The organism is Bacillus hominis (assembly GCF_030348325.1).
GTDB classification, from domain to species: Bacteria; Bacillota; Bacilli; order Bacillales; family Bacillaceae_G; genus Bacillus_A; species Bacillus_A hominis.
Window position 1 is genome coordinate 2,520,819 of the sequence record NZ_JAUCFS010000005.1, and the last position, 13,463, is coordinate 2,534,281.

The following is a 13,463-nucleotide window of genomic DNA, read 5'->3' on the forward strand; positions in this document are numbered from 1 at the left end:
AATTACATCTATAAAGCGGTGAATTAAATGTAGTTCGTTTCGACGTATTTGAATGCTACATTCACGTTCAATCGCATGTGCAATTGAAGTTACCATGCCAAGCATATATGGATGTGAAGACTCAATCGAACAGGAGAAATAGTGTTTTCAACATAATTAGAAAAAAATATGAGTATGTTAAAAATTCGAATATCTTAATGCACTTCTTTATTCTTTTTTAGTAGCACTATATTTTGTATAATGGATCCAAAGAAAATACATAACCAAAACCACTTTTGCGGATTGTTATTTACAAAGAAAACTACCATCGCTATTGCGAATAAAATAGTGGCTGCTAAGCTAATATATAATTTCGTTCTAATTCTCATTAGGCTTCACTCCTCCATCACTTTACAGTACATAGTAACTCTTCATTTTTCATCTCTATTATGTACTCTCGTAAAACATATTCTTCCCCGCCATGTTTTTCATACCAATCATGTATTCTTTTAACATGCATCTTATCACTTCTAATTTTCATTTCAATTTCTTTATAATCTTCATAACTATCATATTCCCATATTGCAAATACTTCAGTCGTACCATCATTATTATCTTTCATCCAGCGTCCTATTAAACGAGAACCATATTTTATTTGATTAGGTAAATTAGTATCACTGAAATGATCATTAAATATTTCAATGAATTCATTTTTTACTACATAGTACTTCCTTCTGTAAAACATACTTCTTCACCTCTTTTATGAAAAGTATCAGTAAACCTTCCCATTACTACCGTATTATAATACTTACCATCTGATAGCCTTTTATCATTTTTTAGTATACCTTCTACTTCAAAACCTAATTTTTTATAAAGATGAATGGCTTTTTGGTTTATCTCTAACACTTGTAATGATATCTTTTTCACTTCATTTTCATCAGCCCAATGAATAGATTGTTGCAATAGAATCTTACCCATTCCATATCCCCAAAACTCTTTTAAAATACAAACTCCAAACTCTACTTTATGAGATAATCTCTTCAAATTTGGTCCTTCACATCTTGAGAATCCAACGATTCGATTGTGCACTTCTGCAACTAAAAAGAGATTCTTCTTCTCTTCACTATCTGTTTTTATTATTTTTTGAAACCCTATCTTATCGATAAATCCCTCTCCAGCTTCTCTGTCCATATTTTCAGTTTCTCCATCGATCTGAATTCTAATTTCTGATAACTGCTTAGCGTCTGTTTCAGCCGCAGATCGAATTGTATAAGTTAATCCATTTATATGAAACTCTTGTCCTTTTATAATCATTTCAAACTCCTTTTAAATGCAGTCTATTGGCGCTATTACAATTGCTTTACCTTGTTTCTCAAATTCTTGAATTGCCTCTTTACTAGCCTCTTCATCTGTTATTATAAGGGCAATTTCTTTCAGTGACTCTCCTTTTATAAAGCAGTCTATTCCGAGTTTATTATGAGGAGCTAAACAAATATTCCTTCTAGCGATTTTACTTACTGTTTTTCCAAAATAAGCAACTTCCGGTGTTACAGTACTTATACCATGCAATGAAATGCCACCACCTGTAGAAAAATAAAGATCAATAGTAAAACTACTAATCAATTCAGAGGCAAGTGTATCCGTCATATTTCCTGATGGTTTCACCTTGCCACCAATTAAGTACGTATCAATGTTCTTATATTCCAGTAACTTACTAGCTATTTCTATGGAATTCGTAATAACTGTAAACGATATTTCAGGTAAATATTTTAGCATTGCATAATGAATAGAAGCTCCACCAATAAAAATTGAATTGCCTTCTTTTATATAAGAAGCAGCTTCTTTTGCGATTGCGTCCTCATATATTGAACTATCACTATAACGTTTAGATGGTTCCACAGCTAAATTTTTCACTCGAGTAAGGTCAATGGCCCCCCCATGCGTTCTTCGTAATAAGCCACCATTCTCCATTATTGACAAATCTCTTCTTATAGAATCGATAGACATATCGAATCTTTCCGCAAGATCCTTTGCGATTACTCTTCCTTCTTTTTTAAGCAATTCTAAAATTTTCTCTCTACGTTCTTCAGTGAACATGTTATCACCACCGTTATTGAAAATTCTGAAATTTAAACTATATGTTAATTATATGCACGTTTCTTCCGTTTCACAATATTTTCAATCCTTTTTCTTCCGTCTTTATGCAGGTTTTCCCTCTCTTTCTATTTTGTTAACTTTAACTCCGAATAAATGCACATTTGCATATTCTACTAAAAGGCTTCTATTTATCCCCTTGTTGATGTAAAATTATTCCTATGTTTTACTTTTTAATACAGAAAGGAATTACTATGAAACCTTTAATTAAAGTAACTTGTACAGCATTATTATTTACAGGAATAATGGCAGGATGTAGTGGAAATGCTACACCAAAACAAGAAAAAAGCACTCTCGAAAAGAATGCAATGCACTATGGGGAAATATTTAAAAACGAATACTATAGAGCAACAGTTGAGAATGCAAAATTTGAAAAAATAGACAAAGAGTGGCGTCTTACAGCTCGTGTTACAATTAATAATGCTCGTGCTGACGGGCAAACGATAGATCTTTCAGAAATAAAATATTTCATAAAAGATGAAAAAACTGGTGAAAAATACGATGGTGAATTTATACAAAATGAGAATGCTAAAAAAGTTCCATCTGAGTTCTCTTTAACTACTGACATTGAATTTAATATGAAAACTTCACCAAAAGATTTAAATAATATGTATTTGTACATTGATAGCAAAGTTGCGCCGTTAACAGATACATATTGGAAGCTTGATAATTTGGTATCTAAATAAAAAACAGTCTTAAATGACTGTTTTTTTGTTATTGAACTTGTAAACTTCAGCTAAAGAAAATCTCTTTATTATAAATTAATATACAAATAACTAAGTTATTTTTTCTCAAGCAATATATCTTTTGCACAAATCGTTACTTCTTCAAATGGGCAATCAAATAACACACCCAATTCAAATCCATCTTCAGTAAGTTCTATTTCATGACACAGCCACCAAGCACCTTCAAATTTTTTCGGCATAGAACATCCCGTAACTCCTTTAAAAGTAAGTCGAAGCTTTTCAAAATCACTAAAACTACCACTGCAATCTAAAGTTATAATTAGCGTATCTTTTGATCTTCTCTCTACTGATTTGACTACACTATCATGTAGTGAGTATTCATGTAGTTGAACAACATTCTGTGTGAGTTTTTCTTTTATATAATTAAAATTTTCTATATAAGCTTGTTCTAAATCATTCTTTCTTTTCTCATATTCCTCTATCCACTCAAGCATAAGTTTCTTTAATTTTTTCGATGGATATTCTGAATTAATTATGTTGTCATGAATATACGGATGTAGTGACTTCGGAAGAAACTTTAATAAATCTTCTTTCTTTTCTTCCACATCTTCTTTCAAACTTTGCTTATAATCCATTCCCGCCTTTTCGCTCTCTCGCAAAATCTCTTCCCATTCATTTAATGTTTCTGAGAAAATTAAAAATCCAGACACTTGCATTTCTTTATACCAATCTTTTGTGAAATATTTCAATGACATTTCTCCTAAAATATTTTAACATCCAATAAAAACAATATATCCACTTATTATATCATTCCAATAACCGTTTTTTCTAAAGAATAAATGTAAAACTGTAAATATTCCGCCTATTATTTCTAAAACTTCAGAATATTTACAATAATACATAATTGGAATACATTTTATATGTACAAGTTTTACCTGTACAAAAATCTAAACAAAAAGGGATGGTTATATGTTGAAGAAATTAGTAGCAGGGACATTAGTAGCAGGTTTTGCATTAACTGGAGGATTAGGAGTAGTAAGTGCTGCAGAAAAAGATTATACAATTAAAACATTTGATTATTTAAAAGTTGATGAAAAGAATGTTAGTTCATTTGCAAAATTAAGCGATCAATCAAAAAAAGACATCCAAATTACTATGGTACTACCTAAACAAAATGAAAATGGAGATTGGTTAGCTTACGGATTTACTAACAGAGAAGCATTGAATGTTTTTATTGAAAAAGATAAAAAGGCACTTAAAAATCAAATTAACCCTTTAGGTAGTGGTGCTGGTAGTACTGATTTTTATGAACATAAAGATAAAGGTGGCCAATATATTTACTGGAGCAGCGGCTTTAAAAACTTACCATCTAGCTGGAACGACAGAATTTCTTCTGTAAGTACAGCATCACCTTCTGCAAGCTATTCAACGACACTATGGGAACATACTTCAACACAAGGATATGGAAAAGGTGTCTCCTTTAGACACTCTGATTGGTATGGTAAAACTGCTAATTTAGCTGCGGATTGGAACGATATTACTTCAGCGATTGAAATCAAATAGTAACAGATCTTTTCAATTGAATATGTGGCACTAAAGTTTTATACAGTTTTAATTGTTACTTAAATATTAATAGTAAGTAGAAAGACCAGCCATTTTAGACTGGTCTTTCTACTTTCAAGCATGCAATAATGCTTCATGGATTGCTCTAGATAAATTAGAGAATCATTACACTATTCATTATCAAAACTCTTCTGTAATTTCCGAATGTATATAATTTGACCAATATGATATGCATTATGGGTTGTTACATTAGCTAGTACTTCCCACCACTTCGCCGATACAGGAAATCCAACTACATCACTTTCAATCTTTTCTTCATTTATGAGATTTTGCCATTGTAACAGTTTCTCTAATAGTTTTTCTCTTAACTCTTCAAATGTTTGATTATCCGATAACATAAAACTTTTGTTATTATCTCCAATAGCAGGCACAGCATTAACATTTGATTCTTTGTACCTTTTTTGCCACGTCGAGTTCCAATAAAGTAAATGTTGTACAATTTCAGCTATACTATTACACTCTTCATTCGGTTTCCAGAACGCTTCTCTCTCAGATAAATCTTTTACTGCATCTGAAAATGGAATATACCAACTGGGATCATTCGCATTTGCTAATAACTGATCTGCTAATACATCTTTCGCATGGACCATTTTTCTTCCTCCATTTCATCAACTTTTATATTATACTCTCTACTCTATATACGGTGATGCGGTACAATTCCCTTCTTTCAAAACCATTCCATACATGTGTAAATTAAGAATCAATCAGCACTTTAATAATAAATAAGTTCCTAAAATATAGAAATAAAACGAATATATATATATAAACAATATGTAAGGTTAATAGATTTTCTCCTTACAACTCGTTATGATAAAAGAAAAAGAAAGCGAGCGACAAATGAATAAAAAAATCGCGGTTATTACAGGGGCATCAAGTGGATTCGGACTATTAACGACGCTTGAACTTGCAAAAAAAGATTATTTAGTTATCGCTACAATGAGAAACCTTGAAAAGCAAGTAAACTTACTATCTCAAGCTACTAAACTCAACTTACAACAAAATATAAAAGTTCAGCAATTAGATGTGACAGATCAAAATTCTATACATAACTTCCAATTATTTTTAAAAGAAATAAACAAAGTAGACCTCCTTATAAATAATGCAGGATATGCAAATGGAGGCTTTGTAGAAGAAATTCCAGTAGAGGAATACCGTAAACAATTTGAAACGAATCTTTTTGGAGCTATATCAATCACTCAGCTTGTTTTACCATATATGAGAGAACAGAAAAGTGGAAAAATCATTAATATAAGCAGCATTAGCGGTCAAGTCGGGTTCCCTGGTTTATCCCCTTATGTATCTTCAAAATATGCATTAGAAGGCTGGAGTGAATCGCTTCGCTTGGAAGTAAAACCTTTCGGAATAGATGTTGCTTTAGTTGAACCTGGTTCTTATAACACGAACATTTGGGAAGTTGGTAAACAACTAGCTGAAAATCAACCTGATACTACCTCTCCTTACAAAGAATATATGGTTAAAATACAAAAACATATTAATAACGGTAGTGATACATTTGGTAATCCAGTAGATGTTGCCAATAAAATTGTTGAAATTGCTGAAGCAAGACGTACTACATTACGATATCCGATTGGAAAAGGTGTAAAATTCATGATTTTTGTGAAGAAGATTCTTCCTTGGAGATTGTGGGAGTACCTTGTTTTGAGAAGCTTTAAGAAAATGTAATATAAATGATTAAACTGCGAAGACCGAACTTCATACACATGATAAGCAACCATTTACACATAGATAAATGGTTGCTTATCAATTAGTTATCGCATTAATCGTACCATCGATACCAATTATTATAAGTGATTGCTCTTCACATTTTTCATGAATCCATTCTAAAATCACGTTTAAATCCAACCTAATCCATCCCCTTATAATTCTTACATCAATAATTATATCGTTATGCAGCAGTTGGAACGAAGTAAAATAGTATTGAAACCATTAAAACAATTACAACCAATGCAATTATTGAAAGAATATATTCTTTCGATTCTCTATCATATTTCCATTCCATCCACGCTCTTAAAACCCAGAGCGTTACAAAAAAAGTAAAAAAAGCATATCCTGCATTTGAATTTTCAAAAGTAGTAAGATAAATAAAACTAGTTATCAAATATATAATAAACAAACCTATTTCCAATTTCACATGTAAACTATTTACATGCTTATAGCCCCAAAAACCTCTCTTTGGCATATTCAACTTTTTTCTTAATAACTTTTCTAGAAAATAACCAACTATACAAACTCCAATAATAATAATCCATATAGTAGAGTTTCCCATTGTTATTCCCCCTATTACTACATTGAATTATCTAAAATAAAGTGGATTACATGACAGTTATTCTCTTCTAAATAATTTACATCCCCTTCAAGGTATCTCATTATTTGCACCATCAATAATCATTTTATTATGCAGCAGATGGAAAAAAGTAAAATAGCATCGAAGTCATAAAACCAAATGTAAATACTCCAATTAGTGAAAATATATAATCTTTCGATTCTCTATCATACTTCCATTCCATCCATGCTCTCAAGATCAACGTACCACCTAAATAAGGGAAAATGACATAAGCAATATTAACACTTTCGAATTTAAAGATAAAAATAAAACTAGTTATTAAATAAATAAAAAATAGTCCTATTTCCAATTTTTTATGTAAACTATTTACATGTTTTTTATATCCCCAAAAACCTATCTTAGGCATATTCAATTTTTTTCTTAAAAACTTATCAAAAAAATAGACAGCTATACAAAAAACAATACTTATAATCCAAAAAGTAGAAGTTCCCATTACCACTCCTCCTATTACTTCATTGAATTATTAAAAATAAAGTGGACGATATTACGGTTATTCTCTTCTAAATAACTTAAGATTCCTTCAGGGTATGTCGGCTTTGCCTTTAATTCCTCTATACTTTTCCAAATTAACATAATATCCTCATGCTCTTTGTGCCTTATTTCATTTGTAACGACTTCTCGAACAGTTCCCCAATGTATTAATGTACAGTGATGTCCCTTTTCTCCGTTCCATTCAAAAATATTCTCATTTACAACAGCTAATTCTTGAACAAAAACTTTTAAATTATATTCTTCCAGTAGTTCTCGTGTTATTGTTTCTTTTGCTGTTTCAGCAAATTCAATGGATCCACCTGGAAAACGATAAAGTGAAACTTTAATCATTGGGGATTTTGTTCCCCATCAATGATTATTAGTTGAACCAATCGGGCGTTTACGGGCAGTTGATCTCCCACCTAACTTCTTTGCATCAGCCGTTTTTTTGAGGTGGGAGTCTTACTGCCCGTTAATGCGGGATAAAATGATTCGTTCTCATCACATTGAACAAGTACTTTAGAATGATCTTCATTTAAAATCATTGCTTCTGCACGTAATCGAGGGCTTTTCATTTCTTTTCTCCCTTTAATTTCTCATTATATGACATTGCTATAGGGCTGTAATTAATACGTATTAAATAAGAAAATATAGAATCAGCCCTGTTATCATTAACGATACAGCCCCACCTAAGGACATCAAGAACTCCCTCGATTCCGTGTCATATTTCCATTCCATATATGCATCAAAACTATATAACGTAATTAAAAACAGAAAAGGTAGAAAGCCCATGTATAGGGGGTTTGAAAGAGAAGAACATATAATAATAACCACTATATAAGAAAAAATAATAATTCTGTTTCCCCATTTATGAGACTTGTTCACATATTTATTATTCCATCCTTTTTGTTTCGGTATATTTAGCCTTTTTCTCACTATATTTTCTAAGAAAAATAAGAATATGATCCATAAAACTAATACAATTACTTTCACATGCAATAGAGAGATCGCCTCCTTTACCTTATCGTTTAGATTTTCTCCGGCTGATCACTCGGATACGTAGCATTTCCTTTATTTTCAATGTCCCAACTAATAATTGTGGCACTATCTCGCCCTAATTGATGATGAACATGTTCTAAAACATTGTGAATATTTTCTTTAAGTTCCTTATTATTTCTATTCATATCACTATATAGATTTTCTGGAGTTTCATATCGGCGTTCCCCACATTCTAATACTCCATCTGTCACCATTACAATTCGATTGTTGCCAGTGCGTAATTCACGAACTCCTAAAGAATAACAAGGAACAGGTAAATCAAAAGTATTTACATTACCAATCCATTCGTAAAAATGACGTTGATTTAGTGCGTATTGCCCTAATTTATATAACTCATCATGAAAAACATAAACTAGACAATCTCCAATAGATAACCACCATATATAATTCTCTTTTCTTACACATATTAAGCAAGCTGTTTCACCTTTAATTCTGTGACACTTTTCTTTAAATGAGGCGGATTGAAAAATTGTAAGGATATGATTTTCAACTGATCGAAATACTGTTTCAATTGATTCTTTCATAATCCTTTTTATATTTTCATATTCTGCTTGAATTGTGCTTACTACTAAATCAACACTTTCTGCGCTATTATGTCCGTCTAATATAATGGTAAATTCCCAATCGCCATTCGACCAAACTAATGCACCGTCTTCATTCTTTTTTGCTCCGGCACTTATATTCCCGCCGTATTTACCAAGTACAATATCACCATATTGCTTAACTGAGATTTCACCTAAACACATTTCCCTACTTCCAACCCACGAATATTGTGTATTATTTGTTGTATGCATACTCATTTACCATATACTTTCGTATTCTTTCGCATAGTTTTTTAATTTTCTTTGAATCTCCATATGGTGCACCAATCCAATTTGCTACTTCAGTCGGTGACCAAAACTCTTTTGGTGTATTCGGATAACGCGGAATAATGTGCATATGCATATGTGGTACACCATTACCTGAAACAAAGGTGTAAATATGTTCTGCACCCTCACTTTCTTTTAACGCTTTACTTACTCTACTAGTTATAAGTCCAAATGCCTTTGCCTCGTCTTCAGTTAATTCAGCGAGACCAGATACATGTCTTTTTATATCAATCATTACGTAACCAAGATATGTTTCTTCCTTTTCCCAATGGACATGTCCAACGTATATGAGATCGTCTTCATAAATAGCACCGCCTGGAACTATAATGTTTCCTTTATGTTTTTCGCAAATGAAACAGTTTTTTTCTGCTTGATTGTTTATTGACATATTCATCATCATCCTTTTCATATATATAATATCATAAAAAAAGGAAAAATAGGTTTTATATTCCGAAAATTCAATCTCTTAAACTAGGAATTTTCACATTAAATTTCATTTTAATAATTTGCAACTCATTACTTTCTCAAAACCGTAATTCCCACTCCAACTGCAATTCCAATGACAATTCCAATTACTAAATTATCAGTAAATAAACTAGGTACTACACCGATTACAATACCTATAGCGACACCGATTGCCATTGCATCATTTCTTTTTTTATTATTGGCCACAACAGCATCTCCTCTCATAATTTCTCCTCATATAATATCCATTTACATGAACGTTACTATCTCCTAATATATTTGCTTTCCCCCTTAAAAATTTCCAAAATATGTACTTTACCACTTTTCCATTCCCCCTACATAATCCTCTTCATTTGAAAGGATTTTTAAGTCACCATTACATATACATAGGCATTTACTATAAGAAAGAACCGTAATTCATTGAAGGAGGAACGATTCAAATGCATCCTCATTGGAATCCAAATTTAAATCAACAATATGTTTACTCGCCCCACGCTGCAAGGAATACACTGCATTATGATTCTCAATACATGATGCAGCGCATCGCAAGCCTTGAAAGCCAATTAGCTAAATTGATCTCTTTAATCGAAGAAAATAATCATTTAATTAAATCAATGGAACAACAGCAAAACCAAGTTTGTGCACCAGCTGGAGGTTCTGTTATTGTTCGTATGTAATTCGAATTCAAAAAACACACTTTGTAGTATAAAGTGTGTTTTTTGAATTATTTTCTTTTTGTATGAAACCCTTGTGTAATTCGGTCTAATATAATCGCAATCACGACGATAGCTAGTCCAGCTTCAAATCCCATTCCGATATTAACTTGTGTAACAGAACGGTATACATCAACTCCAAGTCCCGGTGCTCCTACAAGTGACGCTGTTACAACCATTGATAATGAGAGCATAATACTTTGATTCACTCCAGCCATGATGGTTCCAGTTGCGAGCGGTAATTGTACTTTAAATAGTTTTTGTGATGCGGTAGAGCCAAACGCATTCGCTGCTTCAATTAAATCTTCTGGAACTTGTCTAATTCCTAAGTCTGTAAATCTGATTGTTGGTGGCATTGCAAAGATTACTGATGCAATAATCCCAGGTACTACACCCACTCCGAAAAATGTAATCGCGGGAATGAGATATACGAATGCGGGCATTGTTTGCATAAAATCTAATGTCGGCTTTAAAAATTTTGAGAAACGTTCATTTTGAGATGCTAAAATGCCAATTGGAATTCCGACAATAATTGAAATAATAACAGACGTAAGTACGAGTGCTAATGTTTGCATCGTTTGTGCCCAATAGTTAATATTTAAAATAAATAATAATCCGATGAGCGTAAAAATGACTAAAGATAATTTTCTCGTAGTGTACCAAATGAGGAAACATAGGATAATAATCATCAATATGGCTGGAATTATTGTTAAAAAATTAGTGAGTAAATCAACGAATCCGCCGATAATATATGAGAACCCTCGGAACAAGCCTTCAAAGTGCTCATATAAACTTGCAACAAATGAGTCGACCCATTCTCCTAATGGAATACGCGGTATACTATTCATCGTCTTTCACCTCTTCCTCAATGTTACCTGCAAGAGCTTGAATGACACTTTCACGTTTAATAATTCCTCTTAGCCTTTTCTTCTCATCAATTACGGGTAACGGATATTTCATTTCCGCCATTTTTGCATACGTTTCCTCAAGTAAAGTATCTAAATAAACATGCGGAATATCGTTAAGTAATAAATCAGCAATCGGCCACTGTTTTTGTACTGCTTTACTTGCATCATCTGCAGTTAATATACCTAAAAACTCATACTTTTTGTTTACAACATATACTGTAGAAACACCTGCATTTCTCATGATTTGTAGCGCTACACGTGGTCCACGATCAATGAGTAATGTTTCTGGTCTTTTTAAAATTGATTCCGCAGTAATAACTTTACCTAAATTCACGTCCGCAACAAACTTCTCTACAAATTCATTTGCAGGGCTCATCATAATTTCTTCTGGTGTTCCAATTTGGACAATTTCGCCATCTTTCATTAATGCAATACGATCCCCAATTCGAAGCGCTTCATCTAAATCATGCGTAATAAAAATAATGGTTTTCTCCATTTTATCTTGAAGTTCTAATAACTCATCTTGCATTTCTTTTCGAATAAGTGGGTCTAATGCACTAAATGACTCGTCCATTAGTAATACATCTGGATTATTCGTAAGCGCTCTTGCAATACCAACTCGTTGTTGCATCCCGCCACTAAGTTGACTTGGGTAATTATCTTTATGATGATCAAGTCCTACTAACTGGAGTGACTCTAACGCTTTTTCCTCTCGCTCTTCTACTGGAACTCCTTGTATTTCTAAACCATATGCAACATTTTGTATTACCGTACGATGTGGAAATAAAGCAAACTTCTGAAAAACCATACTCATTTTTGTCCTTCTTACTCTTCGCAATTCTTCTTTTCCCATCGTTGCGATGTCTTCACCATCTATGTATATATGTCCTGCTGTTGGTTTAATTAATTGATTTAGCATTCGAACTAACGTAGATTTCCCGCTACCGGATAAACCCATAATAACGAAAATTTCTCCAGTGTATACTTCAAACGTTGCCTTTTTCACACCAACGTTCATTCCTGTCTCTTTTAAAATTTCCGATTTACTTTTTCCTTCTTTTAATAAGGTAATGGCTCTTTGCGGGTGTTTCCCAAATACTTTTGTTACGTTTTCAACACGTACCTTTGTATTATCCATGTCACTACTCCTTTTCTACCCATCTATTTACATAGTGTTGCGATTTTGCAAAGAAATATTACATAAAAATGACATTCATAAGCTTTCTTTAAAATTCTCATTTCCGTTCATAATAAGAATGCTTACTTATACATTTATTTAAACAGGCAAACGTTTCTTAGGAGGGTTTCGATGAAAAAGAAAATATGGCTTATATGCCTTGCGTTATTTATTACTATGATTTTCACTTCATGTAATGCAACAAATGCAAATTCGAAAGGAAAAATTAAACTTGGTGTAACAAGTTGGAAAGAAAACATTGCAACTGCAAACATGTGGAAAGTTTTATTAGAAGAAAAAGGTTACAAGGTTGAGCTCATGTATTTAGAAAAAGCTGCGATTTGGACTGGTGTCGCTCGTGGTGATGTCGATGCAAATTTAGAAGTATGGCTGCCTGTTACTGATAAACCGCTAAATAATCGTTATAAAGATGACATTGTCTTAAAATCAAAATGGTATGAAGGAACTGGTCTTGGTTTGGTCGTCCCTTCTTATATGAAAAACATAAACAGCATCGAAGATTTAAATGCACATAAAGATGAGCTAGATAATAAAATTATTGGGATTGAACCAGGTAGTAGCCTTATGAATTTAACGGATAAAGCAATGAAGGAATATGATATTAAACTAAAACTTGTCCAATCTTCAGAAGCTGCGATGATGAGCGAACTAAAAAAAGCATATACGAAAAAGAAACCAATCGCTGTTACGCTTTGGAATCCACATTGGGGCTTTTCAGAATTTGACTTAAAATATTTAAAAGACCCTAAGAAAGTATATGGTGAAAAAGATGACATTTATTACTCAGTTCGTAAAGGTTTCGAAAAAGATCATCCGGATATTGTGAAATACTTTGATAAATGGAAAATGAACGATGAGCAGCTTGGTACGTTAATGGTCATGTTAAATAAAACGAAAGATCCAGAAGAAGCTGCACGAAAATGGATTAAAAAGAATCAACCTTTAGTTGATGAATGGATAAAAGAATAAAGAA

20 protein-coding genes and 1 pseudogene are annotated in these 13,463 nt (G+C 32.4%); 5 read left to right on the forward strand and 16 right to left on the reverse strand.

Annotated elements, in window-relative coordinates; genetic code table 11:
• Window positions 1-194: 194 nt before the first annotated feature.
• From QUF93_RS15505 to QUF93_RS15520, 4 genes are read right to left on the reverse strand one after another with little or no spacing between them, the layout of a single operon-like run.
• Window positions 195-368 carry a hypothetical protein gene (locus QUF93_RS15505; protein ID WP_289375662.1) on the reverse strand — a complete coding sequence of 58 codons (174 nt, stop codon included), beginning with the start codon at window positions 366-368 and terminating at the stop codon, window positions 195-197.
• Between the two features lie 17 nt (window positions 369-385).
• A complete protein-coding gene (locus QUF93_RS15510) occupies window positions 386-724 on the reverse strand; it encodes an NIPSNAP family protein (RefSeq protein ID WP_289375664.1) in 339 nt (112 codons plus the stop codon).
• Complete coding sequence (locus tag QUF93_RS15515) at window positions 697-1,293, reverse strand: GNAT family N-acetyltransferase (RefSeq protein ID WP_289375667.1); 597 nt, start codon at window positions 1,291-1,293, stop codon at window positions 697-699. The genes QUF93_RS15510 and QUF93_RS15515 overlap by 28 nt, the downstream gene beginning before the upstream one ends.
• Before the next feature lie 12 nt (window positions 1,294-1,305).
• Window positions 1,306-2,076 (reverse strand): DeoR/GlpR family DNA-binding transcription regulator, encoded by a 771-nt coding sequence (locus QUF93_RS15520; protein WP_289375669.1) that lies wholly within the window; start codon window positions 2,074-2,076, stop codon window positions 1,306-1,308.
• A 251-nt stretch (window positions 2,077-2,327) separates the two neighbouring features.
• On the opposite strand from QUF93_RS15520, the gene QUF93_RS15525 reads away from it, so the two are divergent.
• Window positions 2,328-2,819, forward strand: a complete 492-nt coding sequence (locus QUF93_RS15525; RefSeq protein WP_289359360.1) for a hypothetical protein — start codon at window positions 2,328-2,330, stop codon at window positions 2,817-2,819.
• A gap of 95 nt (window positions 2,820-2,914) precedes the next feature.
• Here the strand turns inward: QUF93_RS15525 and QUF93_RS15530 are convergent, their stop codons facing one another.
• Window positions 2,915-3,568 carry a DUF4085 family protein gene (locus tag QUF93_RS15530; protein WP_289375672.1) on the reverse strand — a complete coding sequence of 218 codons (654 nt, stop codon included), beginning with the start codon at window positions 3,566-3,568 and terminating at the stop codon, window positions 2,915-2,917.
• A gap of 220 nt (window positions 3,569-3,788) precedes the next feature.
• Here QUF93_RS15530 and QUF93_RS15535 point away from each other — a divergent pair, with 220 nt between their 5' ends.
• A complete protein-coding gene (locus tag QUF93_RS15535; RefSeq protein WP_289375674.1) occupies window positions 3,789-4,382 on the forward strand; it encodes a hypothetical protein in 594 nt (197 codons plus the stop codon).
• 170 nt (window positions 4,383-4,552) lie between these two features.
• Here QUF93_RS15535 and QUF93_RS15540 read toward each other — a convergent pair whose 3' ends face one another.
• Window positions 4,553-5,032, reverse strand: a complete 480-nt coding sequence (locus QUF93_RS15540) for a DinB family protein (protein ID WP_289375676.1) — start codon at window positions 5,030-5,032, stop codon at window positions 4,553-4,555.
• A 247-nt stretch (window positions 5,033-5,279) separates the two neighbouring features.
• Between QUF93_RS15540 and QUF93_RS15545 the strand changes: the two genes are divergently transcribed.
• Complete coding sequence (locus QUF93_RS15545) at window positions 5,280-6,125, forward strand: oxidoreductase (RefSeq protein WP_289359363.1); 846 nt, start codon at window positions 5,280-5,282, stop codon at window positions 6,123-6,125.
• A 223-nt stretch (window positions 6,126-6,348) separates the two neighbouring features.
• On the opposite strand, the gene QUF93_RS15550 is transcribed toward QUF93_RS15545, so the two are convergent.
• The 8 genes and pseudogenes from QUF93_RS15550 to QUF93_RS15585 all read right to left on the reverse strand — a co-directional run bounded on the left by QUF93_RS15550 (window position 6,349) and on the right by QUF93_RS15585 (window position 9,896).
• Window positions 6,349-6,729 (reverse strand): DUF4181 domain-containing protein, encoded by a 381-nt coding sequence (locus QUF93_RS15550; protein ID WP_289375678.1) that lies wholly within the window; start codon window positions 6,727-6,729, stop codon window positions 6,349-6,351.
• Window positions 6,730-6,856: 127 nt separating this feature from the next.
• The gene (locus tag QUF93_RS15555) at window positions 6,857-7,240 is read right to left on the reverse strand and encodes a DUF4181 domain-containing protein (RefSeq protein WP_289375680.1); all 384 of its coding nucleotides are present in this window, start codon (window positions 7,238-7,240) and stop codon (window positions 6,857-6,859) included.
• A 14-nt stretch (window positions 7,241-7,254) separates the two neighbouring features.
• Window positions 7,255-7,617, reverse strand: a pseudogene (locus QUF93_RS15560) (NUDIX domain-containing protein); the annotation flags it as partial.
• 83 nt (window positions 7,618-7,700) lie between these two features.
• The gene (locus QUF93_RS29045; protein WP_289359366.1) at window positions 7,701-7,853 is read right to left on the reverse strand and encodes a hypothetical protein; all 153 of its coding nucleotides are present in this window, start codon (window positions 7,851-7,853) and stop codon (window positions 7,701-7,703) included.
• A gap of 61 nt (window positions 7,854-7,914) precedes the next feature.
• On the reverse strand, window positions 7,915-8,277 hold the full coding sequence (locus tag QUF93_RS15570; protein WP_002119939.1) for a DUF4181 domain-containing protein: 363 nt from the start codon (window positions 8,275-8,277) through the stop codon (window positions 7,915-7,917).
• A 29-nt stretch (window positions 8,278-8,306) separates the two neighbouring features.
• Window positions 8,307-9,131 carry a PP2C family serine/threonine-protein phosphatase gene (locus QUF93_RS15575; protein ID WP_289375977.1) on the reverse strand — a complete coding sequence of 275 codons (825 nt, stop codon included), beginning with the start codon at window positions 9,129-9,131 and terminating at the stop codon, window positions 8,307-8,309.
• Window positions 9,115-9,615, reverse strand: coding sequence for an HIT family protein (locus tag QUF93_RS15580; RefSeq protein WP_353050846.1), 501 nt, complete (start codon window positions 9,613-9,615; stop codon window positions 9,115-9,117). The genes QUF93_RS15575 and QUF93_RS15580 overlap by 17 nt, the downstream gene beginning before the upstream one ends.
• Before the next feature lie 107 nt (window positions 9,616-9,722).
• A complete protein-coding gene (locus QUF93_RS15585) occupies window positions 9,723-9,896 on the reverse strand; it encodes a glycine zipper domain-containing protein (RefSeq protein WP_002119943.1) in 174 nt (57 codons plus the stop codon).
• 215 nt (window positions 9,897-10,111) lie between these two features.
• Here QUF93_RS15585 and QUF93_RS15590 point away from each other — a divergent pair, with 215 nt between their 5' ends.
• On the forward strand, window positions 10,112-10,348 hold the full coding sequence (locus tag QUF93_RS15590; protein WP_000553349.1) for a hypothetical protein: 237 nt from the start codon (window positions 10,112-10,114) through the stop codon (window positions 10,346-10,348).
• Between the two features lie 47 nt (window positions 10,349-10,395).
• Here the strand turns inward: QUF93_RS15590 and QUF93_RS15595 are convergent, their stop codons facing one another.
• Both QUF93_RS15595 and QUF93_RS15600 read right to left on the reverse strand, forming a co-directional pair.
• Window positions 10,396-11,232: an ABC transporter permease gene (locus QUF93_RS15595; protein WP_001084760.1), complete on the reverse strand. Its 837-nt coding sequence runs from the start codon at window positions 11,230-11,232 to the stop codon at window positions 10,396-10,398.
• Window positions 11,225-12,430 (reverse strand): quaternary amine ABC transporter ATP-binding protein, encoded by a 1,206-nt coding sequence (locus tag QUF93_RS15600; RefSeq protein ID WP_289359370.1) that lies wholly within the window; start codon window positions 12,428-12,430, stop codon window positions 11,225-11,227. The genes QUF93_RS15595 and QUF93_RS15600 overlap by 8 nt, the downstream gene beginning before the upstream one ends.
• A 171-nt stretch (window positions 12,431-12,601) precedes the next feature.
• On the opposite strand from QUF93_RS15600, the gene QUF93_RS15605 reads away from it, so the two are divergent.
• Window positions 12,602-13,459: a glycine betaine ABC transporter substrate-binding protein gene (locus tag QUF93_RS15605; protein WP_289375684.1), complete on the forward strand. Its 858-nt coding sequence runs from the start codon at window positions 12,602-12,604 to the stop codon at window positions 13,457-13,459.
• Window positions 13,460-13,463: the final 4 nt, after the last annotated feature.

Excerpts from the sequence above, each read along its gene's own strand:
- QUF93_RS15545 (WP_289359363.1), top strand. The coding sequence starts at position 5,280 with ATGAATAAAAAAATCGCGGTTATTACAGGGGCATCAAGTGGATTCGGA.
- QUF93_RS15595 (WP_001084760.1), bottom strand. The coding sequence starts at position 11,232 with ATGAATAGTATACCGCGTATTCCATTAGGAGAATGGGTCGACTCATTT.
- QUF93_RS15505 (WP_289375662.1), bottom strand. The coding sequence starts at position 368 with ATGAGAATTAGAACGAAATTATATATTAGCTTAGCAGCCACTATTTTA.
- QUF93_RS15590 (WP_000553349.1), top strand. The coding sequence starts at position 10,112 with ATGCATCCTCATTGGAATCCAAATTTAAATCAACAATATGTTTACTCG.
- QUF93_RS15510 (WP_289375664.1), bottom strand. The coding sequence starts at position 724 with ATGTTTTACAGAAGGAAGTACTATGTAGTAAAAAATGAATTCATTGAA.
- QUF93_RS29045 (WP_289359366.1), bottom strand. The coding sequence starts at position 7,853 with ATGAAAAGCCCTCGATTACGTGCAGAAGCAATGATTTTAAATGAAGAT.
- QUF93_RS15600 (WP_289359370.1), bottom strand. The coding sequence starts at position 12,430 with ATGGATAATACAAAGGTACGTGTTGAAAACGTAACAAAAGTATTTGGG.
- QUF93_RS15515 (WP_289375667.1), bottom strand. The coding sequence starts at position 1,293 with ATGATTATAAAAGGACAAGAGTTTCATATAAATGGATTAACTTATACA.
- QUF93_RS15585 (WP_002119943.1), bottom strand. The coding sequence starts at position 9,896 with ATGAGAGGAGATGCTGTTGTGGCCAATAATAAAAAAAGAAATGATGCA.
- QUF93_RS15555 (WP_289375680.1), bottom strand. The coding sequence starts at position 7,240 with ATGGGAACTTCTACTTTTTGGATTATAAGTATTGTTTTTTGTATAGCT.
- QUF93_RS15525 (WP_289359360.1), top strand. The coding sequence starts at position 2,328 with ATGAAACCTTTAATTAAAGTAACTTGTACAGCATTATTATTTACAGGA.
- QUF93_RS15550 (WP_289375678.1), bottom strand. The coding sequence starts at position 6,729 with ATGGGAAACTCTACTATATGGATTATTATTATTGGAGTTTGTATAGTT.
- QUF93_RS15520 (WP_289375669.1), bottom strand. The coding sequence starts at position 2,076 with ATGTTCACTGAAGAACGTAGAGAGAAAATTTTAGAATTGCTTAAAAAA.
- QUF93_RS15540 (WP_289375676.1), bottom strand. The coding sequence starts at position 5,032 with ATGGTCCATGCGAAAGATGTATTAGCAGATCAGTTATTAGCAAATGCG.
- QUF93_RS15605 (WP_289375684.1), top strand. The coding sequence starts at position 12,602 with ATGAAAAAGAAAATATGGCTTATATGCCTTGCGTTATTTATTACTATG.
- QUF93_RS15580 (WP_353050846.1), bottom strand. The coding sequence starts at position 9,615 with ATGAAAAGGATGATGATGAATATGTCAATAAACAATCAAGCAGAAAAA.
- QUF93_RS15575 (WP_289375977.1), bottom strand. The coding sequence starts at position 9,131 with ATGCATACAACAAATAATACACAATATTCGTGGGTTGGAAGTAGGGAA.
- QUF93_RS15535 (WP_289375674.1), top strand. The coding sequence starts at position 3,789 with ATGTTGAAGAAATTAGTAGCAGGGACATTAGTAGCAGGTTTTGCATTA.